The 23,528-nt window shown below is 74.1% G+C and carries 1 protein-coding gene; it reads left to right on the top strand.

Features of this window, described 5'->3' with window-relative positions:
* Positions 1-38 precede the first annotated feature (38 nt).
* Positions 39-23,528 (top strand): non-ribosomal peptide synthase/polyketide synthase, encoded by a 23,490-nt coding sequence (locus VSH64_RS13895; RefSeq protein ID WP_326835995.1) that lies wholly within the window; start codon positions 39-41, stop codon positions 23,526-23,528.

Genomic DNA, 23,528 nt, shown 5'->3' with positions numbered 1-23,528 from the left:
CAGTCACCAGCTCCCGTCCAAACGGTGGAGGATCCCAGATGACCGGCGTCGTGCCCGGTTCCCCTTTGACCGCGGCACAGGCCGGGGTCTTCTTCGCGCAGTCGCTCGCGCCGGCGGACCCGGCGTACCGCCTCGGCTGGTACGCCGAGGTGCGCGGCCGCGTCGACCTGACCCGGCTCGCCGACGCGGTGCGCCGCGCGGTCGGTGAGGCCGAGGGGCTGCACGTGACGGCCGCGGCCGACGAGTCCGGGGTGCCGCGGCAGTACCCGGCGCCGTGGACCGCCGACGTGCCCGTGGTCGACCTGGCCGGCGAGCCGGACGCGGAAGCCGCGGCGCACGCCTGGGTGCGGGCCGCAGTGGCGGAACCGGCCGACCTCGCGCGGGGACCGTTGACCGCGCACGCGCTGCTGGTGCTGGGACCGGACCGGGTGTGGTGGGCGCAGACGTTCCACCACCTGGTGATCGACGCGCACGGCCAGGCTCTCCTGACCCGCCGGGCCGCCGAGCTGTACCGTGGCGCCGAGTCCACTGTGGACTGGGCGGTCGCCCCGCTGCTCGCGGCCGACGACGAGTACCGCCGGTCGGCCACGCAGGAAGCAGACCGCGCGTACTGGCGGGAAAAGCTCGCCGACCGGCCCGACCCGGTTCGGTTGGCCGGGGGTAGCGGCGAGGTGCTCCGGCGCTCGGTCACGCTGCCGGCCGCCCGCGCCGACGCGCTGCGCAAGTTCGCCGGCAACCACGGCACCCGCCTTTCGCGCGTGGCCCTCGCGGCGCTGGCCGCCTACGCCCACCGGATGACCGGCGCCGAGGACCTCGTGCTCGGCCTGCCCGTGGCGGCCCGGTCCGACGCCGTGCTGCGCGAGCGGCCCGGGATGCTGTCGAACCTGCTGCCGCTGCGGGTTTCCGCCCGGCCCGCGACCACGCCGGCCGAGCTGGTCGCGCAGGTGTCCCGCGAGGTCGCGGACCTGCTCGACCACGGCCGGTACCGCGGCGAAGACCTCGCGCGCGATCTCGACCTGACCGGCGGTCCGCTGGAGCTCACGGGACTGAGCCTCAACTTCCTGCCGGAGGTCTCGGTCGCGTTCGGCGAGGCCACGGCCACGGCCACGGTGCACAGCGTCGCGCTCGGCCCGGTGACCGATCTGGCCGTGACCGCCCACGACGCCGGCGCCGGCCGGGGTCTGCGCCTCGAGTTCGCGGCCGCCGTGACCGCGGTGGCGCTGGCCGAGCACGAGCGCCGGTTCCTCGCGGTGCTCGACGCGATGGCCACGCACGCCGACCGCCCGATCGCGGCGATCGACCTGCTGACCGTGCGCGAACGGCAGCTCGTGCTCACCGCGTTCGCCACGTCGCCGGCCGCGTCGCCCGAGCTGACCTGGCCCGCGGCGTTCGCCCGGGTCGTCGAGCGCCAGCCGGACGCCGTCGCCGTGGTCTGCGAGGATGCGCAGCTCACGTATGCGGAGCTGGACGCCGCCGCCAACCGCCTGGCGCGGCTGCTCGCCGCGCGCGGGGTGGCGGCCGAGGACGTGGTCGCGGTGGCGCTGCCGCGCTCGCTCGACCTCGTCGTGGGCCTGCTCGGCGTGCTCAAGGCCGGTGCCGCCTACCTGCCGCTGGACCTCGACCTGCCCGAGGAGCGCCTCGCGTACCTGCTCACCGACTCCGGCGCCCGCACCGTGCTGTCGGTCGCCGAACCCGCCGACCAGCTCCCGCATGTCGACGGGGTCGGGCACGTGCTGCTCGACGACCCGGCCGTGTACGCCGAACTGGCCACGCTGGACGGCGGGCTCGTGGACCTCGGCGGGCTGCGGCTCGACCGCGCCGCCTACGTCATCTACACCTCCGGCTCCACCGGCAAGCCCAAGGGTGTTGTCGTGTCGCACGACGGCATCGGCAGCCTGATCACCACGGCCACCGACCGCATCGGGATCACGCCCGACAGCCGGGTCGTGCAGTTCGCGTCGGCCGGGTTCGACGTGACGGTGTGGGACCTCGTGATGTCCCTGTGCGTGGGTGGGCGCGTGATCGTGGTGCCCTCGCACCGCCGCGTCGCCGGCGTCGAGCTCACCGGCTACATCGCGGAAAACGCCGCGACGCACATGATCCTGCCGCCCTCGCTGGTGGCCGCGCTGCCGGCCGACTGCGAGCTGCCGAAGGGCGCGGTGCTGATCGTCGGCACGGAAACCGTGCCGCCCGAGCTGATCGCGCGCTGGGCCAAGGACCTCCGGGTGGTGGCCGCGTATGGGCTCACCGAGGCGTCGGTGAACTCGACGCTGTGGGCCGCGGAAGCGGACTGGACCGGGCCGATCCCGATCGGCCGCCCCGACCCGAACACCCGCTGCTACGTGCTCGACACCGCGCTGAACCCGGTGCCGCCGGGCGTGGAAGGCGAGCTTTACGTGGGCGGGCGCGGCCTCGCGCGCGGTTACGTCGGCCGCGCCGGGCTCACCGCCGAGCGGTTCGTGGCCGATCCGTTCGCCGGGCCGGGCGAGCGGATGTACCGCACGGGTGACCGCGTGCGCTGGCGCGCCGACGGCAACCTCGACTTCCTCGGCCGCGCCGACCACCAGGTGAAGATCCGCGGGTTCCGCGTGGAGCCGGGCGAGATCGAGTCGGTGATCGCCGCCCACGACGGCGTCGCGCGCGTGGCGGTGGTGCCGCGTGAAGTGAAGCCGGGTGACCGGCGGCTGGTCGCGTACGTGGTGCCGGAGCAGGCGCCCGGCGCCGACCGCGACGCGGCGCGCGAGGCCGCGCAGGTCGGGCGTTGGAAGGACGTGCACGAACTGCTGTACTCGGTGGCCGACCGCGATCCGTTCGACGAGGGCTTCACCGGCTGGAACTCCAGCTACGACGGCGAACCGCTGCCGCTGGCCGACATGCGCGCGTGGCGTTCGTCCACCGTGGACTCGATCACGGCGCTGCGGCCGCGGCGCGTGCTGGAGCTGGGCGTGGGCAGCGGGCTGCTGCTGTCGAAGCTCGCGCCGGGCACCGACGAGTACTGGGCGCTGGATCTGTCCGAAGAAGTGGTGCGGCTGCTGGAAACCCGGGTCGCCGAACGGCCCGAGCTGGCCGGCAAGGTGCACCTGCGGGCGCGGCCAGCGCACGAGCTGGGGGACCTGCCGCGGGGGCACTTCGACACCGTGGTGATCAACTCGGTGGTGCAGTACTTCCCGAGCGCCGAGTACCTCGTGGACGTGTTGCGGCAGGTCACGGGCCTGCTCGCGCCCGGTGGGTCGGTGTTCGTGGGCGACGTGCGGAACCTGAGCCTGCAGCGCGTGCTGCGGGCAGGCATCGCGGCCACCCGGGGCGACGCGACACTGGCGGCGGTCGATTCGGCCGTCGCGCGTGAAGACGAACTCGTGCTCGACCCCGGCTTCTTCGCGGCGCTGCCGGGCCGGCTCGAAGCCTTCACCGAGGCCGACGTCCGGCTCAAGCGCGCGACCTACGAGAACGAGCTGAGCCGGTACCGCTACGACGTCGTGCTGCGCACGCAAAACGCCGCTCCGCGGGAAGTCCCGGTGGTGCCGTGGGCGGGCCTGGGCTCGTCCGGCGCGTTCTCGGCACACCTCGCCCGCAGCGCTCCCGACGCACTGCGCGTGACCGGCATCCCGAACGAACGCCTCATCCCGGACCTCACGGCCCTGGCCGCGCTGGGCGGCGAGCCCACGCCCGCGGCCGGTGCGGCGATGGACCCGGACGTGCTGGTGGAGCTGGCCGGCGCGGCGGGGTACCGCGCGGTGGCGACGTGGTCGGGTGAGGCGGCGACCGCGTTCGACCTCGTGCTGTCCCAGGACGAGCCGGTGGCCACCTACGTCGGCGCGACCGACGGCCCGCTGGCCAACGTGCCGGTGGTCTACCGCGACCCGGCGTCGCTGATGAAGGACCTGCGCGCCCACGTCGAGGAGACGCTGCCGCACTACCTGGTGCCCTCGGCGTTCGTGCCGCTCGACCGGCTGCCGATCATGACCAACGGCAAGCTCGACCGCGCCGCGCTGCCCCTGCCCGACTTCGGTGCGCTGGCCCAGGGCCGGGCGCCGCGGACGCCGCGCGAGGCCGCGTTGTGCGCGGTGCTGGCCGAGGTGCTCGGCGTGCCCTCGGCGGGCGCGGACGACGACTTCTTCGCCCTCGGCGGCGACAGCATCTCCTCGATCCGGCTCGTGCTGGGCGCCGCGCGCCACGGTCTCGCGATCACGCCGCGGCAGGTGTTCCAGCACCGCACCGCGGAAGCCCTCGCCGCTTGTGCCGGTGAGGTCACGACGGTGGAGGACTCGGCCGAGCCGCTGCTCGTCCTGTCCGAAAAGGACGCCGCCGCGCTCGGCCCGCACGCCGAGGTGCTGCCGGTGACGCCGTTGCAGCAGGGCTTCTTCTTCCACGCCGCGTTCGAAGACGACGACGTGTACACCGTGCAGGAGATCTTCGACCTCGCCGGCCCGGTCGACCCGCCGACGCTGCGGCGCGCCGTGCAGCAGCTGCTCGACCGGTTCTCCTCGCTGCGGTCGGGGTTCCGGCAGCTCGACGACGGCCGCGTGGTGCAGGTCGTGGCGGCGCACGCCGAGCTGCCGTGGCGCGAGGTCTCGCCCGAGGCCGCCGCCGACGAGCTGGCTACCGACCGCGAGCGGCGCTTCGCCCTCGACCGGCCGCCGCTGCTGCGCGCGACGCTCGTCGGGCGCGAGCGGCTCGCGCTGACCTTCCACCACATCGTGGCCGACGGCTGGTCGGTCGCGGTGCTGGTGCGCGAGCTCCTCGCCCGCTACGGCGCCACTGAAGCGCTCGAGCCCGAGCCCGCGTCGCGCACCGCGCACCTGCGCCGGCTCGCCGCGCGCGACCACGAGGCGGCCCGGCGGACCTGGACCGCGGCCCTGGCCGGCATCGAAGAACCGACCCGCCTGGTCGTCACCCCGGCCGGTGCCGCCCCGCGGCGTCCGTCGCGGGTGCACTTCGCCGTGGACGTGGCGACGACCGCGCGGGTGTCGGCGTTCGCGCGCGAGCGCGGGCTCACGCTCGGCACCGTGCTGCACGGCGCGTGGGGCCTGCTGCTCGGCCGCCTGACCGGACGCGGTGACCTGGTGTTCGGCAGCACCGTGTCGGGTCGCGACCCCGGCGTGGCCGGGATCGAAGACGCGGTGGGGCTCTACATCAACACGCTGCCCGTGCGAGTCCGCTGGACCGGCGGTGACACCGTGGGCGCGTTCCTGCGGCGGCTGCAGGACGAGCAGGCCGCGCTGCTGGACCACCAGCACCTCGGGCTCGCCGAGCTGCAACGCCTCGCGGGCGTGGGCCAGGAAGAGCTGTTCGACACGCTGGTGGTGGTCGAGAACTACCCGCGGGAGAACGACAACGCGGGCGCACTGCGGGTGACCGGCGTCGAGGTCGTGGACGCGGTGCACTATCCGGTCGCGCTGATCGCGACCCCCGGCGAGACGCTGGAGTTCGGCCTCAAGTTCGACGCGGCGCGCCTCGACTCGCGCGAAGCCGAGCAACTCGCGGAACGGTTCGTGCGCGTGCTCGAAGCGTTCGCCGCCGCTCCGGACGAGCCGGTGGCCCGCGTGGACCTCGTCTCGCGTGCGGAGCTGACACGGCTCGACGAGCTGAACGCCACCGCCGTGCCGGTGCCGGAGCAGACCCTGCTCACGGCGTTCGACCTGCGGGTGGCCGAAACGCCGGGCGCGCCCGCCGTGCTGTTCGAAGACGAGCGACTGTCCTATGCGGACCTGGCCGAGCGGGCGGCTGGGCTGGCGCGGCGGCTGCGGGCCCGCGGTGCCGGGCCCGGCTCGGTGGTCGCCGTGGCCGTGCCGCGTTCGGCCGAGCTGATGGTGGCGTTGCTGGGCGTGCTGAAGTCCGGTGCGGCCTACCTGCCGCTCGACCTCGACTACCCGGCCGACCGGCTGGAGTACATGCTCACCTCGTCCGGTGCCACGCTCGTGGTCACCGAATCCGGCACCGCCGCCCAGGTTCCGGCGGGCCCGCAGCAGGTGCCCGTCGACGGCCCGGACGAAATCGCCGACCTCGTCGCACCGCGCCCGGACGACGCCGCCTACCTGATCTACACGTCCGGCTCGACCGGGCGGCCCAAGGGCGTGGTGGTGTCGCACCGCGCGATCGTGAACCGGCTCGCGTGGATGCAGCACGAGTACCGGCTCACGGCTGAGGACCGCGTGTTGCAGAAGACGCCGTCGAGCTTCGACGTGTCCGTGTGGGAGTTCTTCTGGGCCCTGCGCGAAGGCGCGGCAGTGGTGTTCGCGCGGCCCGACGGCCACCGCGACCCCGCCTACCTCGCCGAAGTGATCCGCACCCACGCCGTGACGACGCTGCACTTCGTGCCGTCGATGCTCGCCGCGTTCCTCTCGGTCGACGAGGTCACCGACGACCCGCGCTGGGCCGCGTCGCTGCGCCGCGTGTTCACCAGCGGCGAGGCGTTGCCGGGTGAAGCCGCCGCGCGCTGGCGACGGCTCACGGGCGTGGCGCTGCACAACCTCTACGGCCCGACCGAGGCGGCCGTGGACGTGTCGTACTTCCCGTTCCGCGGCGGTCCGGAAGCGACCGTGCCGCTGGGGCGGCCGGTGTGGAACACGCGCCTGCTCGTGCTCGACACCTGCCTGCGGCCGGTGCCCGACGGCGTGCCGGGTGAGCTGTACCTCGCGGGCGTGCAGCTCGCACGGGGCTACCACGGCCGGCCCGCGTTGACCGCGGAACGGTTCGTGGCCGACCCGTTCGGCGAGCCGGGGGCGCGGATGTACCGCACCGGCGACCTCGTGACGCGCCGCGCCGACGGTGAGCTCGCGTACCTGGGCCGCACCGACCGGCAGGTGAAGATCCGCGGCAACCGCATCGAGCTCGGGGAGATCGAGGCGGTGCTCGCGGCGCAGCCGGGGGTCCGCGCGGCCGCGGTCGTGGTCCGCGACGGCGCCTTGGCCGGATACGCGGCCGGGACGGCGAGCGCCGACGAGCTTCGGGCCGCGTTGACGGCCGCGCTGCCGGCGACGATGGTGCCGAACGCGCTGGTGGTGCTAGCCGAGTTCCCGCTGACGCCGAGCGGCAAGCTCGACACCCGCGCCCTGCCCGCGCCCGCCGTTCCCGTGCCGGCGGCGGTGCGCCCGGGCGGCGACCGCGAGTCCGCGCTCGCGGCGATCTTCGCCGACGTGCTCGGGCTCGCCGAGGTCGGTGCCGACGGTGACTTCTTCCTGCTCGGTGGCGACAGCATCACCTCGATCAGCGTGTCGAGCCGCGCCCGCCGCGCCGGGTTCGACCTGAGCCCGAAGGACGTGTTCACCCACCGCACGCCGGCCGCGCTGGCCACGCTCGGCGGCGAGCCCGTCGTGACGGGGCCGGTGGCCGATCCGGACGGCGTCGGTGACGTGCCGCTGCTGCCCGAGGTCCACCGGCTGCGGGAACTCGGCGACATCGGAGCCGAGTCGGTGCGGCTGCGCCTGCCGGCCGACGCGGACCCCGAAAGCCTCGCGACCGCGCTGCAGGCCGTGCTCGACCACCACGACGGCCTGCGGCTCAAGCGCAGCCGCGTCGCCTCCGTGCTGTGGTCGCTGGAAACGCGCCCGGCCGGTGCGCTCGACGCCACCGAGGTGCTGCTCGGCGAGCCGGCGACGTTCGACCCGGACGCCGGAATCCTGCTGCACGCGGTCCAGGAAGGCGACGAGCTGCTGCTCACCGCGCATCCGCTGCTGGTCGACGCGCCGTCGTGGCCGACCGTCGCCGCCGACCTCGCCACCGCGTGGGCCGCGGTGCTCGCCGGGCGCCCGCCGGTGTTCGCGGCGGTGGAAACGGCGCTGCGCACCCACGCCCGCGCGGTCACCGAACGCGCGCAGGCGCCGGAACTGCTGGCCGATCTGGAACGCTGGGCCGCGATCCTCGCGCCCGGCGCCGCCACGGTTCCCGTGTCCGGCGTCCAAACCGAACGCACTGTGCGCTTCACGGTCGAGCAGAGCCGCGTTCTCGTGGAGCAGCTGCCGGCGTCGGTGCGCGGCGAGGTGACCGACGTGCTGCTCACGGCGCTGGCCCGGGCCGGTGGTGAGCTGATCGTCGACGTGCTCGACCGTCCCGAAGGGACACCGGCGGCAGTCGGCGCGCTGCACACCGCGCGCCCGGTGCGGCTGAGCGCCACCGACCTCAAGCAGGTCAAGGACCTCGTCCGCGCCGCGCCCGACGCGGTGGGCCACGGCCTGCTGCGGTACCTCAACCCGCAGGCCGCGCCGCTGTTCGCGCAGCTCGCGCGGGCCGACGTGCTGCTGCGCTACGCCGGCCGGGTGCCGTTCGGGGCGGGGGAGTGGAACTTCACCGCGGACCCGGCCGCGCCCGTCGGAGCGCACGCGCTGCGCCTCGGCGCGGTCTGCGAAGAGACCCCCGACGGCCCGGTGCTGGCGCTCACCTTCGCCGGTGGCGCACCGGAGTTCGCCGACGCCGTGGTGGCCGCGCTGGCCGACCTCGCCGCGACGGACGTCGCCACGGCCGGGCTGACCCCGTCGGACCTCGCGCTGATCGAGCTGACCCAGGACGAGATCGAGCACGTCGAGCGGCTCAGCCCGCTGCCGCTGTCGGACCTCTGGCCGCTCTCGCCGTTGCAGGAAGGCCTGTTCTTCCACTCCGGCTACGACCAGTCGCGGGTGGACATCTACACCATCCAGGAAGCCATCGACCTCGACCGGCACCTCGACGTCGACCGGCTGCGCGCGGCCTGCTCGGCGCTGCTGGACCGCACCCCGAGCCTGCGCGCGGGTTTCACCAGCGAGGGCCTGCGCGGGCCGGTGCAGTTCGTCACCGCGGGTTTCCCGCCGCCGGTGACCGAAGTGGACCTGCGCGCACTGTCCGAAGCGGACCGCGAGCAGCGGCTGGCCGAGCTGATGGAACGCGACCGCACGACCCGCTTCGACCTCGGCGCGCCGCCGCTGTTCCGCATCACGCTGGTGCGCCTCGGCGAGAACCGTGACCGCGTGGTGCTCAACCGGCACCTGCTGCTGTGGGACGGCTGGTCCGCGTGGCTGGTCATCGAGCAGCTCTTCGCGCACTACGACGGCGGTGAACCGGCCGCCGGTGGGTCCTATGTGGACTACCTGGAGTGGCTTTCGCGCCAGGACGTCGACGAAGCCGGCGCAGCGTGGCGAAGCGCGTTGGCGGGCCTGAGTGAGCCCACGCTGATCGGCCCGGACACGCAGGGCCTCGAACCCGCGACGCCGGTCAACCTCGACGCGCACCTCTCACCCGAGCTCACCGACCGGCTGCGCGACGAGGCCCGGCGTCATGGCCTCACCGTGAACTCCGTGCTCAATGCCGCGTGGGCGCTGGTGCTGTCCACGATGGTCGGCCGCCAGGACGTGGTGTTCGGCGCCGCCGTCGCTGGGCGCCCGGCCGCGGTGCCCGACATCGAGACGACCATCGGCCTGTTCCTCAACACCGTGCCCACGCGGGTGCGGCTCGTGCCGGACGAGCCGGTGCTCGACCTGCTGCGCCGCATCCAGTCCGAGCGGCTGGACCTCACACCGTACGAGTTCATGAGCCTCGGTGTGCTGCAGCGCGAAGCCGGCCATCGCGTGCTGTTCGACACGCTCTTCGTGCTGCGCGGCGCCGACGGCGACGAGCGCTACGCCGGCCTCCGCCACCGGCACGGCGTGACGAACCTCGTGAACGTCGACGCCACGCACTACCCGCTCACGCTCGTGGTCACCCCGGGCGAGGCGATGCGCGTGACACTGTCCTATCGCGACGACGTGATCGCCGCCGACGAGGCCGCGGTGCTGCTGGGCCGGTTCACCTCCCTCGTCGAGCAGCTGGTCAGCGACTTCACCGCACCCGTGGGGGCGCTGGAGACGGTGTCGGCCGCACGCCGGCGTGAGCTGACCGAGATCTGGTCGGCCTCCGAACACCCGATGGTGCCCGACACGATCGCGGACCTGCTGGCCACTCAGACCGCGCGCACGCCCGACGCCACCGCGCTCGTGTTCGGCGAGCAGACGCTGACCTACGCGCAGCTCGACGAAGCCGTGAACCGCGTGGCCCGGCTGCTGCTGGCTCGCGGCGCCGAGCCGGAACGCGTGATCGCGCTCGGCTTGCCGCGTTCGATCGACATGGTCGTGGCCCTGTTCGCCGTGCTGCGCACCGGGGCCGCGTACCTGCCGCTCGAACTCGACTACCCGGCCGACCGCCTCGCGCTGATGCTCGCCGACGCCGGCCCGCTGTGCCTGGTCACGACCAGGGCCGTCGCGAACGGCCTGCCGAACGACCTGCCGCGGGTGCTGCTGGACACCGACGAGACGAAGGCGGAGCTGGCGGCACGGTCCGGCGGCGAACTCGCCGACGCCGAGCGGCCGCGGTTCGGCCGCGACCGCGCCGACCGCATGGAGCACCCGGCGTACGTGATCTACACGTCCGGCTCCACCGGCAAACCCAAGGGTGTCGTGACGCCCTACCGCGGCCTCACGAACATGCAGCTCAACCACCAGGAGGCGATCTTCGGCCCGGCCATCGCGTCGGCCGGCGGGCGACGCCTGCGGATCGCGCACACCGTGTCGTTCGCCTTCGACATGTCGTGGGAAGAACTGCTGTGGCTCGTAGAGGGCCACGAAGTGCACGTGTGCGACGAAGAGCTGCGCCGCGACGCCGGCGCGCTGGTGGCGTACTGCGATCGCCATCGCGTGGACGTGGTGAACGTGACGCCGACGTACGCGCACCTGCTCATCGAAGAAGGACTGCTCGAAGCCGGCCCGGAAAGCCACCGGCCCGCGCTGGTGCTGCTCGGCGGCGAAGCGGTGTCGGAATCGGTGTGGAACCGCCTGCGCGACACCGAAGGCGTGTACGGCTACAACCTCTACGGCCCGACCGAATACACGATCAACACCCTCGGCGGCGGCACCACCGACAGCGCCACCCCGACCGTCGGCAAGCCGATCCACAACACGCGGGCGTACATCGTGGACGCTTGGCTGCGGCCGGTGCCCGACGGTGTGCCCGGTGAGCTCTACATCGCCGGCGCCGGCCTGGCCCGCGGTTACCTCGGGCGGCCGGCCCTCACGGCTGAACGGTTCGTGGCCGATCCCTTCGGCGAGCCCGGCGCGCGGATGTACCGCACCGGCGACCTCGTGCGCCGGCGGCCCGACGGGAACCTCGACTTCCTGGGCCGCACCGACGACCAGGTGAAGATCCGCGGCTACCGCGTGGAGCTCGGCGAGATCGAGACGGCGCTGGCCCGGCACCCCCAGGTGGCGCAGGCGGCCGTGATCGCGCGGCCGGACCCGTCGGCACCGGGACTGCAGCGGCTCGTGGGCTACGTGGTGCCGGCCGAGCTGAGCGGCGACGAGCGGGACGCGGCCGAAGCCGACCAGGTCGGCGAGTGGCGGCAGATCTACTCCGACGAGTACACGGAGATCCCGACCGCGCTGTTCACGGAGGACTTCGCCGGCTGGGACTCGAGCTACGACGGCACGCCGATTCCGTTGGCACACATGCGGGAATGGCGCGCGGCCACCGTTGCTCGCATCGGAGAGCTGGCGCCGCGGCGGATCCTGGAGATCGGCGTGGGCACCGGCCTGCTGATGGGGCAGCTCGCGCCTCTGGCCGAGGAGTACTGGGGCACGGACCTCGCCGCGCCGGTGATCGGCAAGCTCACGCGAGAGCTGGAGCAGGATCCGGCGCTGGCCGCGAAGATCACCTTGCGCGCGCAGCCGGCGCACGAGCTCGGCGATCTGCCGCGCGGGCATTTCGACACCATCGTGATCAACTCGGTCATCCAGTACTTCCCGAGCGTCGACTACCTCACGCAGGTGCTCACCACGGCGCTCGATCTCCTGGCGCCGGGTGGTTCGCTGTTCGTGGGTGACGTGCGCAACCTGCGGCTCGCGCGCTCGTTCCACACCGCCATCCAGCTCACGCGCGCCGACGCCACCTCCGACGTCGCCCAGCTGCGCCGCGCGATCGAACGCGGGGCGGCGCTGGAGAAGGAGCTCCTGCTCGACCCGGACTACTTCACCGCGCTCGCGCACACGCTGCCCGGCGTCGGCGCGCGCGTCCGCGTGAAGCGCGCGGAACTGCACAACGAGCTGAGCCGCTACCGCTACGACGTGGTGCTCACCAAGGACACCACGGGAGAAGTGCCGGTGGCGCAGGCGCCGCGGGTGCTCTGGGACGAGGTCGGTTCCCTGGCCGGTCTGGAGGACCTCCTCACCGGTGACCCGTTGCGCGTGAGCCGGATCCCGGACGCGCGGCTCGCCGCGGAGTTCGCGGCCATGCGGGCGCTGGACGCGGGGGTGCCGCTGCTCGACGTGCTCGATCGCTTCCACCGCAGCGGCGACGGCGTCGAACCCGAGGACGTGCACCGCTTCGGTGAACGGCTGGGTTACGCCGTGCACACCACCTGGTCGACCGGCGTCGACGGAGTGTTCGACGCGGTGTTCGTCCGCTCGGAAGCACCGCCCGAGGGCCTCCACGTGCCGGCGTCGACCGGCACGAACCTCGCCCGGTTCGCCAACCGTCCGACGGCCGCGCGCGGCAGCGCCGAGCTGGTGCAGACGCTGCGCGACGAGCTCAAGCGGCAGCTGCCGGACTACATGGTGCCGGCCGCGTTCGTGACGCTCGCCGTGCTGCCGTTGACCGACAACGGCAAGCTCAACGTGCGCGCCCTGCCCGACGCCGAACCCTCCGTGACGCTCACGGAAAGCCGGCCCGCGGAGACGCGTGCGGAAGAGGTGCTCTGCGCGCTGTTCGCCGAGGTCCTCGGCCTCGACCGCGTCGGCGTCGCGGACTCGTTCTTCGACCTCGGCGGGCATTCGCTGCTGGCCACGCGCCTGATCAGCCGCGCTCGCACGGAGCTGGGTGCCGAGCTGGCGATCAAGGACCTGTTCGAGGCACCCACGGTGGCGGAGCTGGCCGAACGCGCCGGAAGCGGCGAGCCCGCGCGGCCGGCGGTCGTGCGCGCGGACCGGCCGGAGCGCATCCCGCTGTCGGCGGCGCAACGGCGGTTGCTGCTGCTCGAAGAGCTGGGTGAGGTCGGCGAGGCCTACGACTTCCCGCTGGTGTTCCGCGTGCGCGGTGACCTCGACGTGGCCGCGCTGCGCGCCGCGCTCGGCGATGTCGTGGCCCGGCACGAGTCCCTGCGGACCGTGTTCCCGGACCACGAAGGCACGCCGTACCAACAGGTGCTGACTGACTCGGAGCCGCGGCTGGTGGTCACCGACTGCGCCGAGGCGGACCTGCCCACGCGGGTGCGCGAGCTGGCGCGGCACCGCTTCGACCTGCGCCGGGAACCGCCGCTGCGGGCCGAGGTGCTGCGGCTCGGCGAGCGCGATCACGTGGTGGCGCTCGTGCTGCACCACGTCGCCACCGACGAGTGGTCCGACCGGCCGTTCCTCACGGACCTGACGACCGCGTACGAGGCGCGCGTGGCCGGGCGCGACCCGCGGCTGCCCCCGTTGCCGGTGCAGTACGCGGATTACGCGCTGTGGCAGGAAAACCTGCTCGATCGGCTCGGCTCCGCGCAGCTGGAGTTCTGGACAAAGACGCTGCGGGGCCTGCCGGACGAGCTGGCACTGCCCACGGACCGGCCGCGACCGGCGCGACCCACCGGGGCCGGCCGGACCGTGCGCGCGGTGCTGCCCTCCGAGGTCGCCCGAGCGCTGCCCGGCCTGGCGGCCGAGGCGGGCGCGAGCATGTTCATGGTGCTGCACGCGACCGTCGCGACGCTGCTGCACCGGCTCGGCGCCGGCGACGACATCCCGCTGGGCGCGCCGATCGCCGGCCGCACCGACGCCGCGCTCGACGAGCTGGTCGGGTTCTTCGTGAACACGCTCGTGCTGCGCGCGGACCTGACCGGCGAGCCCACCTTCGCCGAGCTGCTCGCGCGGCTGCGCGAAGCGGATCTGTCGGCGTTCTCGCACCAGGATCTGCCGTTCGACCGGCTGGTCGAGGCGCTGAACCCGGAGCGCGTGTCCGGGCGCAACCCGCTGTTCCAGGTCATGATGGGCTACCACTACCGGCCCGACGGTGACCCGGAGGTACTCGGCCTGCCGACCGAATGGGTCGACGTGCCCGGCGAGACCGCGATGTTCGACCTGAGCTTCACGATGGTCGACGGCGCGGACGAGGTCGCCCTGCAGCTGGAGTACGCGACCGAGCTGTTCGACGCGGGCACCGCCGAGCGCCTGCTGGCCCGGCTGGTGTCGTTGTTCGGCCAGGTCGTGGCCGCGCCGGCGCGGCCGATCGGCGAGTACGAGCTGCTCGACGAGCACGAGCGTGATCTGGTGCTGCGGCAGTGGAACGACACCGCGCACGCGCTGGAGCCGGCGACGCTGCCGGAGCTGGTGGAAGCCCAGGTGGCGGCGACGCCCGACGCCGTGGCGGTGGTCTTCGAAGGCACCCAGCTGACCTATGCCGAGCTGGACGCGTGGGCCAACCGGTTCGCGCACCGGCTGCGTGAGCAGGGCGCCGGGCCCGAGTCGGTGGTCGCGGTCGCGCTGCCGCGCTCGGTCGAGCTGATCGTGGCGTTGTCCGCCGTGCACAAGGCGGGCGCCGCCTACCTGCCGCTCGACCCGGGCCAGCCGGCCGACCGCGTGGAGTACCTGCTCGCCGACGCGGCGCCGGTGTGCGTCCTCGACGATCCCGCTCAGCTGGCGGGGTTGGCGGGATACCCCGCCACCGCACCGGAGCGCGGGTCGCGGCCGGCGAACCCGGCGTTCGTGCTCTACACGTCCGGCTCGACCGGCCGGCCCAAGGCCGTGGTCGTGCCGCAGCAGGGGGTGGTGAACCGGCTGCGCTGGCTGCAGCACAGCTACCCGCTCGACGACACGCACCGCATGCTGCACAAGACACCGATCACCTTCGACGTGTCGGTCAGCGAGATCTTCTGGCCGCTCACCGTCGGCGCGACCGTGGTCGTCGCGCGGCCCGACGGGCACCGCGACCCGCGGTACCTGGCCGAGCTGATCCAGGCCGAGCGCGTGACGGCCGCGGACTTCGTGCCGGCGATGCTGCAGCTGTTCCTGGAGGAGCCGGCCGCGGCCGCGTGCACGAGCCTCACCCGGATCGTCGTCGGCGGCGAGGCGCTCGGTGCCGACCTCGCGGCCCGGTTCCGGGGCGTGCTGGGCATTCCGCTGCACAACCTGTACGGGCCGACCGAGACGTCGATCGACGTGCTCGGCTGGACCGACGACGGCGGTCCGATCGCGATCGGGCGGCCGGGCTGGAACGTGCGCGCCTACGTGCTCGACGCGTGGCTGCGGCCGGTCGCGCCGGGGGTCGTCGGCGAGCTCTACCTCGGCGGCGACCAGCTGGCCCGCGGGTACCTCGGCCGGCCCGGGCTCACCGCGGAACGCTTCGTGGCCGACCCGTTCGGCCCGCCGGGTTCGCGGCTGTACCGGACCGGTGACCTGGCCCGCCACCGTGCGGACGGCGAGCTGGAGTACTCGGGTCGCGCCGACGACCAGGTGAAGGTGCGCGGTGTGCGGATCGAGCCCGGTGAGGTCGAGGTCGCGCTGGCCGCCGACCCGTCGGTCGCGCAGGTCCGCGTGCGGGCGCGCGACGGTTTGCTCGTGGCCTACGTCGTTCCGGCGGCGGGACCGCTGGACGCGGCCGCGCTGCGGGCCCGGGCGGCGGAGACGCTGCCGGCGCACCTGGTGCCGTCGGCGGTGGTGGAGCTGGCCGAGCTGCCGCTGCTGCCGAGCGGCAAGCTCGACCGCCGGGCCCTGCCGGCACCGGAGTTCTCGGCCGGCTCGGGCCGCGCGCCGCGCACGGCGCGCGAGGCCGAGCTGTGCGCGCTCTTCGCCGAGGTGCTCGGCGTTGCGGAGCTGGGTGTCGACGACGACTTCTTCGCGCTCGGCGGCCATTCGCTGCTCGTGATGCGGCTGGCCGGTCGCATCCGCAGCGTCTTCGGGGTCGACGTGCCGCTGCGCACGGTGTTCGACGCGCCGACGGTGGCGCAGCTCGCCGAACACCTCGACGGCCACGTGTCCTCGCGGCCCGAGCTGGTGGCCGGTGACCGGCCCGCGGTGCTGCCGCTTTCCGCGGCGCAGCAACGGTTGTGGTTCCTCTACCGGCTCGAAGGCCCGACCTCCACCTACTCGCTGCCCGCCGCCTGGCGGTTGCGGGGCCGGCTGGAGATCGAGGCGCTGCGGGCGGCGTTCGAGGACGTCGTGGGGCGCCACGAGGTGCTGCGGACGGTGTTCGAGGAGCACGACGGCGTGGCCGCCCAGCGCGTGCTCGCCGACGCGCCGCTCGACTTCGCGGTCGAGGTACTCGACACGGGCACCGACGTGGCCGCGAGGATCAAGTCCGAAGTGGACGTGCCGTTCCGGCTCGACGAGGCGCCGCCGGTGCGGGTACGGCTGTTCACCGTGGCCGAGGACGAGCACGTACTGCTCGCGCTGCTGCACCACGTGGTCACCGACGAGTGGTCCGAAGGCCCGCTGCTCACCGACCTCGCCACGGCGTACGCGGCTCGGCTCGCCGGCGACCGTCCCGAGTGGACTCCGCTGCCGGTGCAGTACGCGGACTACACGCTGTGGCACGAGGCCGTGCTCGGCGGCGAGCAGGAACGTCAGACGGCCTTCTGGCGCGAAGCGCTGGCGGGACTGCCGGAAGAGCTCGACCTGCCGGTCGACCGGCCGCGGCCGGCGGAGGCGAGCCACCGCGGCGGCACCGTGGAGTTCACGGTGCCGGCCGAGCTCACGACCCGGCTGCGCGAGCTGGCGCTCGCGCACGACACCAGCATGTTCATGCTCACGCAGGCCGCGGTGGCGACGCTGCTGCACCGGCTCGGCGCGGGCGTGGACATCCCGCTCGGCGCGCCGGTGTCCGGTCGCGCGGACGAGCGGCTCGCGGACCTGGTCGGCTTTTTCGTGAACTCGCTGGTGCTGCGCACGGACCTGACCGGCGACCCGGCGTTCGGCGAGCTGCTCGGCCGCGTGCGGCAGGCGGACCTGGCGGCGTTCTCGCACCAGGACCTGCCCTTCGACCGCGTGGTCGAGGCCGCGGATCCGGACCGGTCGCTGGCGCGGCACCCGCTGTTCCAGACCATGGTCGTGTACCTGCCCGAGGGCGCGGACACCCCGCGGCTGCCGGGCCTGGCCGTGGTGCGCGAGGACGTGACGCAGGACGTCGCGAAGTTCGATCTGGAGTTCGGCTTCCTCGAACAGCCGGGTGGCGGGATCGCCGGTGCGGTCGAGTACAGCGCGGACCTGTTCGACCGGGCGACCGCGGAGTCGATCGCGACCCGGCTGGTGCGGGTCCTGGAGCAGGTGGCGGCCGATCCGGCGGTGCCGGTCGGCTCGCTCGACGTGCTGGCGGACAGGGAGCCGGCGCTGCTGGAGTCGTGGAACGCCACGGAGCACGCGGTGCCGGCGACGTCGTTGCCGGAGCTGTTCGAGGCCCAGGTGGCGCGGACGCCGGACGCGCCGGCGCTGGTGTTCGACGGCGAGTCGCTGTCCTACGCGGAGCTGAACGCGCGGGCCAATCGGCTGGCGCGGTGGCTGCGTGCGCAGGGGGCCGGGCCGGAGTCGGTGGTCGCGGTGTCGTTGCCGCGCTCGGTCGATCTCGTGGTGGCGCTGTACGCGATCCACAAGGCCGGCGCCGCGTACCTGCCGCTGGATCCCGCCTACCCGGCGGACCGCCGTGAGTTCATGCTGGCCGACGCCTCGCCGGCCGTAGTGCTCGACGGGCCGGTCGACGTGCGCGGCTACGACGCGGCGGACCTCGGCGTCGAGGTGGCGCCGGAAATGCCCGCGTACGTGATCTACACGTCGGGTTCGACCGGCCGGCCGAAGGGTGTGGTGGTGCCACACGCCGGCATCGTGAACCGGCTCCGGTGGATGCAGGCCGAGTACGGGCTCACGGCCGAGGACCGGGTGCTGCAGAAGACGCCGTCGAGCTTCGACGTGTCGGTGTGGGAGTTCTTCTGGCCGCTGATCACCGGTGCGACGCTGGTGGTGGCGAAGCCGGAAGGACACCAGGATCCGGCGTACCTGGCGCGGCTGATCCGCGACGAGCGGGTGACGACCGTCCACTTCGTCCCGTCGATGCTCGAGGTGTTCCTCGGCGAACCGGGCGCGCGCACGTGCCCAAGCCTGCGGCGCGTGCTGTGCAGTGGTGAGGCGTTGCCGGCCGACCTCGTCACGAGGTTCGACCTCGACGCGGAACTGCACAACCTGTACGGGCCCACGGAGGCGTCGGTCGACGTGACCGCGGCGGCCGCGCGGGTGGCGCCGTCCGGCCGGGTGCCGATCGGGCGGCCGGTGTGGAACACGCGAACGCACGTGCTCGACGCACGGCTGCGGCCGGTGCCGCCGGGGGTGGCGGGGGAGCTGTACCTGGCCGGGGATCAGCTGGCGCGCGGCTACCACGCGCGCCCGGGGCTCACGGCGGAACGGTTCGTGGCGAACCCGTTCGGTGCGCCGGGCGCGCGGATGTACCGCACCGGGGACCTCGCGCGGTGGACGCGCGAGGGCGAGCTGGAGTTCCTCGGCCGCGCCGACGACCAGGTGAAGATCCGCGGTTTCCGGGTCGAGCTGGGCGAGATCGAGGCGGCGCTGGTCACCCATCAGGCCGTGGCGCAGGCGCGGGTGATCGTCCACGAAGGACGGCAGCTCGTCGCGTATGTCGTGCTGCGGGGTGAACCCGGCGACCTGCTGGAGCACGTCGGGAAGACGCTGCCGGAGCACATGGTGCCGGCCGCCGTGGTGACGCTGGCCGCGTTGCCGCTCACGCCGAGCGGCAAGCTCGACCGCCGGGCGCTGCCCGCACCGGAGTTCGAGGCCGGCGACGACGCCCCGGCGACGCCCCGCGAAGAGGTGCTCGCGGAGCTGGTGGCCGGCGTGCTGGGGCTGCCGCGGGTCGGTGTGCGCGACGACTTCTTCCGCCTGGGCGGGGACAGCATCGTCGCGATGCAGCTCGTGGCCCGGGCCCGGGCGGCCGGCCTGCTGCTGGGCGCGCGGGACGTGTTCCGCCACCGCAGCGTGCGCGGTCTCGCGGACGTCGCCGGCGAGGTACTGGCGGCGCCGACGTCCGACGACGGGCGTCCGCTGCTGGATCTCACCGAGGCGGAACGCGCGGAGCTGCAGGCCACCGCGCCTGACGCGGCCGAGGTCTGGCCGCTCACGCCCCTGCAGTCGGGCTTGCTGTTCCTGGCGACGGCGGACACCGACGGCCCGGACGTGTACACGGTGCAGTTCGGCTTCGACCTCGACGGGCCGCTCGACCCGGCGCGGCTGCGCGAGGTCGTCCGCACGCTGATGCAGCGGCACCCGAACCTGCGCACGAGCTACCGGTACCTGGCGTCCGGCCGGCCCGTCGCGCTCGTCGCCCGCTCGGCCGAGCCCGAATGGCGGGAAGTCACCGGTGCCGCGCTCGACGCCGAGCTCGCGCACGAGCGCCGCCGGTTCGCCGTGGCCGAGGGGCCGCTGCTGCGGTTCCTGCTCGTGCGGTTCGCCGACGATCACCACCGGCTCGTGGTGTCGCACCAGCACCTGCTGCTCGACGGATGGTCGGTGCCGCAGCTGCTGGCCGAGCTGACCGCGCTCTACGCCGGCCGCGAGCTGCCGCCGGCGCTGCCGTACCGCGGGTACCTCGGCTGGTTGCGGGACCAGGACGAGGTGACCGCCAAATCCGCGTGGCGCGACGCGCTCGCGGGGCTGGGCGAGCCGACCCGGCTCGCACCCGCCGACCCGGACCGGGCGCCAGCGTTGCCGCGGCAGCGCACGCTCGAGCTGACCCGGGAGGCCACGGCCGAGCTGACGGAGGTGGCGCGCGAGCGCGGGCTCACGGTGAACACGCTGGTGCAGACGGCGTGGGGGCTGCTGCTCGCGTCGCTGACCGGGCGCACCGACGTGGTGTTCGGCGCGACGGTCGCCGGCCGTCCGCCGGAGCTGCCCGGCGTCGAGCGGATGCTGGGCCTGTTCATCAACACCGTGCCCGTGCGGGTGCGCCACGACCCGGCCGAACCGCTGTCGGCGCTGCTGGCGCGGGTGCAGGACGAGCAGTCGGCGCTGCTGCCGCACCAGCACGTGGGCCTGGCCGACATCCAGCGCGAGGCCGGGCTGGGAGAGCTGTTCGACACGCTCGTGGTGTTCGAGAGTTACCCCGGCGCCGAGGACGGGCCCGCGGACGGGCTGCGCGCGACGATCGTGGACCACCGCGACTCCACGCACTACCCGCTCACCTGGGCCGTCGAACCGGCCGAGCGGCTGCGGCTCACCGCCGAGTACCGCGCGGACCTGTTCACCGACGAGGACGCGCAGCGTCTGCTCACCGGCATGGAGCTGCTGCTGGGCGCGATGGTGTCCGAAGTGGACCGTCCGGCGGGGACGGTCGTCGTGCTGCCGGCCGAGCTGTCGTGGCGGATCCTGCACGAGTGGACCGACACCGCGCTGGCCGTTTCGCCGGACACGGTGGCGGGGCTGTTCGAAGCGCAGGTGCGCCGGTCGCCGGACGCGGTCGCCGTGGTCGGTGGCGCGACCTGGACGTATGCGGAGCTGAACGCGCGGGCCAACCGGCTGGCGCGGGCACTGGTGTCACGGGGCGCCGGACCGGAGACGCTCGTGGCGCTGGCGTTGCCGAGGTCCGCGGACGTGCTGCTCGCGATCCTGGCGGTGCACAAGGCAGGGGCGGCTTATCTGCCGCTGGACCCCGACTACCCGGCCGAACGGCTGGCGGCGATGCTGGCCGACGCGCGGCCGGGGCTGCTGGTCAGCACCGCCGAAGTCCGGGAGACCCTGCCGGAGTTCGGGGCCACCGTGCTGCTGCCGGATCTTCTGGCGGAAGAGGCGTCCGAAGAAGACTTGACGGACGCAGATCGACTGCGACCGGTGCGGCCGGAGAACCCGGCGTACGTGATCTACACGTCCGGGTCGACGGGAACGCCGAAGGGCGTGGTGGTGCCGCACGCGGGGCTGGTGAACCTGTTCCACAGCCACCGGGCGGCGCTGCACCGCCCGGCCGTGGCGCGGACCGGGCGCGAGCACCTACGGGTGGGCCACGCTTGGTCGTTCTCGTTCGACGCTTCGTGGCAGCCGCAGCTGTGGCTGCTCGACGGGCACGCCGTGCACGTGGTGCCCGACGAGGTGCGCCGCGACCCGGAGCAGCTCGCGGGGCTGATCCGCGCCGAGGGCCTCGACTTCATCGAGGTGACGCCGTCGCTGTTCACGCAGCTGGCCGACGCCGGGCTCGTCGACGGTGACCAGTGCCCGCTGGCCCTGGTCGGTGTCGGCGGCGAGGCGGTACCGGACGCGTTGTGGCGCCGGCTCGCCGAGCTGGGCGGGACCGAGGCCGTGAACCTCTACGGGCCGACGGAGTCCACTGTGGACGCCCTGGTCGCGCGGATCGCGGACAGCGACCGTCCCCTCGTGGGCCGGCCGGTGGCGAACACCCGCGCGTACGTGCTCGACGGCTCGCTGCGGCCCGTGCCGCCGGGCGTGACCGGCGAGCTGTACCTCGCCGGGGCCGGGCTGGCGCGCGGGTACCTGGGTCGCTTCGCATTGACGGCGGAGCGATTCGTGGCCGACCCGTACGGCGAACCTGGCACGCGGATGTACCGCACGGGTGACCTCGCGCGGTGGACGCCCGACGGCCGGCTCGACTTCGGCGGCCGCGCCGACGACCAGGTGAAGATCCGCGGCTTCCGCGTGGAGCCCGCGGAGGTCGAGGCGGCGCTGGATCGGCATCCGGCCGTGGCGCAGTCGGTGGTCGTGGTGCGCGAGGCGCGGGTGAAGCAGCTGGTGGCGTACGTGGTGCCGGCGTCGCCGGCGGACGCGGCCGAGCTGCGCCGCCACGCCGTGGCCACCTTGCCGGACCACCTGGTGCCGGCCGCGTTCGTGGTGCTGGAGCGGCTTCCGGTGCTGGCCAACGGGAAGCTCGACCGGGCCGCGCTGCCCGCGCCGGACTTCTCGGCCCAGGTCGGCGGCCGCGCGCCGGCGACGGAGCTCGAACGTGAGCTGTGCGCTCTGGTCGGTGAGGTGCTCGGCGTGCCGGGCCTCGGCGCCGACGACGACTTCTTCGCCCTGGGTGGCGACAGCATCGTCGCGATGCAGCTGGTGGCGCGGGTGCGCGCGGCCGGGTTGCGGATCTCGCCGCGGGACATCTTCCGGCACCGGACGGTGGCCGGGCTGGCGTCGGTCGCGGTGCCGGTGGAGGTGGTCGCGCCGGCGGCCGCGGACGACGGCACCGGAACCGTCGGGCTCACGCCGATCATGCACGCTCTGCGCGAGCTGGGCGGCCCGATCGCCGGCTACCACCAGGCGGCGCTGCTGATCACGCCGGCGGAGCTGACGGAGGACAGCCTCACGGCGGTGCTGCGGGCCGTCGTCGACCGGCACCCGATGCTGCGGGCGCGCCTCGACCGGGAGCCGCCGCGGTGGGCGTTGCGGGTGCCCGAGCCCGTGGACGTGCGGGGCTGGGTGTCGCGAGTGGACGTTCGCGGGCTCGCCGGCGCGGACCTCGAGCGGGTGGTCGCGGCGGAAGCCCTGGCCACGCGGGCGCGGCTGGACCCCGACGCCGGCGCGCTGCTGCGGGCGACGTGGTTCGACGCCGGCCCGGAGCGGGGCCGGTTGCTGGTGATGGTGCACCACCTGGTGATCGACGGCGTGTCGTGGCGGGTGCTGCTGCCGGACTTCGCGGCGGCGTGGGAGGCCGTGGCCGCGGGGCGGAAGCCGGACCTGGCGCCGGTGGACGTGTCGTTCCGCCGGTGGTCGGCCGAGCTGGCCGCGCGGGCCGTCGAACCGGTGCGCGAGGCAGAACTCGAGCGGTGGCGGTCGGTGCTCGGCGGCGGGGATCCGTTGCCGCTGCTGCGCCCGCGTGACCCTGAGCGGGACGTCGACTCCGGCCTGGCGAGCCTGTCGCTGACGTTGCCGGCCGAGGTGACGGAACCGTTGCTGGGCCGCGTTCCGGCGGCGCTGCGGGCGACGGTGAACGACGTGCTGCTCACCGGCCTCGCGCTCGCGGTGGCCGACTGGCGCCGCCGCCACGGTGCGGGTCAGGGCACGGCGACGCTCGTCGACCTCGAAGGCCACGGCCGGGAGGACGAGCTCGCGGGCGGCGGCGACCTGTCGCGCACGGTCGGATGGTTCACCAGCGTCGTGCCGGTCTGCCTCGACCTCGGTGAGCTCGACCTCGCCGACGCGCTCGCGGGCGGCCCGGCGGCGCGGGTGGCGCTGGAGCGTGTGCGGGCCGAGCTGGACGCCGCGCCGGTGGCGGGCACGGGCTTCGGGCTGCTGCGTCACCTCAACCCGGCGACCGGGCCCGAGCTGGCCGCGCTGCCCAGCCCGGAGATCGAGTTCAACTACATGGGCCGCTTCGGCCACGCCGACGAGCGCGACTGGGAATACGCCCCGGAAGGCGACGCCGCCGACCTCGGCGCCGACCCGGGCAAGCGCGTCTCCCACGCGCTCACCGTCAACGCCCTCACCGAAGACCGGCCCGACGGTCCCGCCCTGGCCGCCCACTGGTCGTGGCCCGAGGCCCTCGCCCCGGCCGACCGGGTGCGCGACCTGGCCGAAACCTGGTTCCAGGCGCTCGGCGCACTCGTGCGCCACGCCACCGACGCTTCGCACTGA

It is taken from the genome of Amycolatopsis rhabdoformis (assembly GCF_035918295.1).
GTDB classification, from domain to species: Bacteria; Actinomycetota; Actinomycetes; order Mycobacteriales; family Pseudonocardiaceae; genus Amycolatopsis; species Amycolatopsis rhabdoformis.
The sequence above is the reverse complement of the archived record's forward strand: the minus strand, read 5'-3'. Positions and strand labels throughout refer to the sequence as shown.

What these genes read in the sequence shown, in the direction of transcription:
- VSH64_RS13895 (WP_326835995.1), top strand. Translation starts at nt 39, where the DNA reads ATGACCGGCGTCGTGCCCGGTTCCCCTTTGACCGCGGCACAGGCCGGG.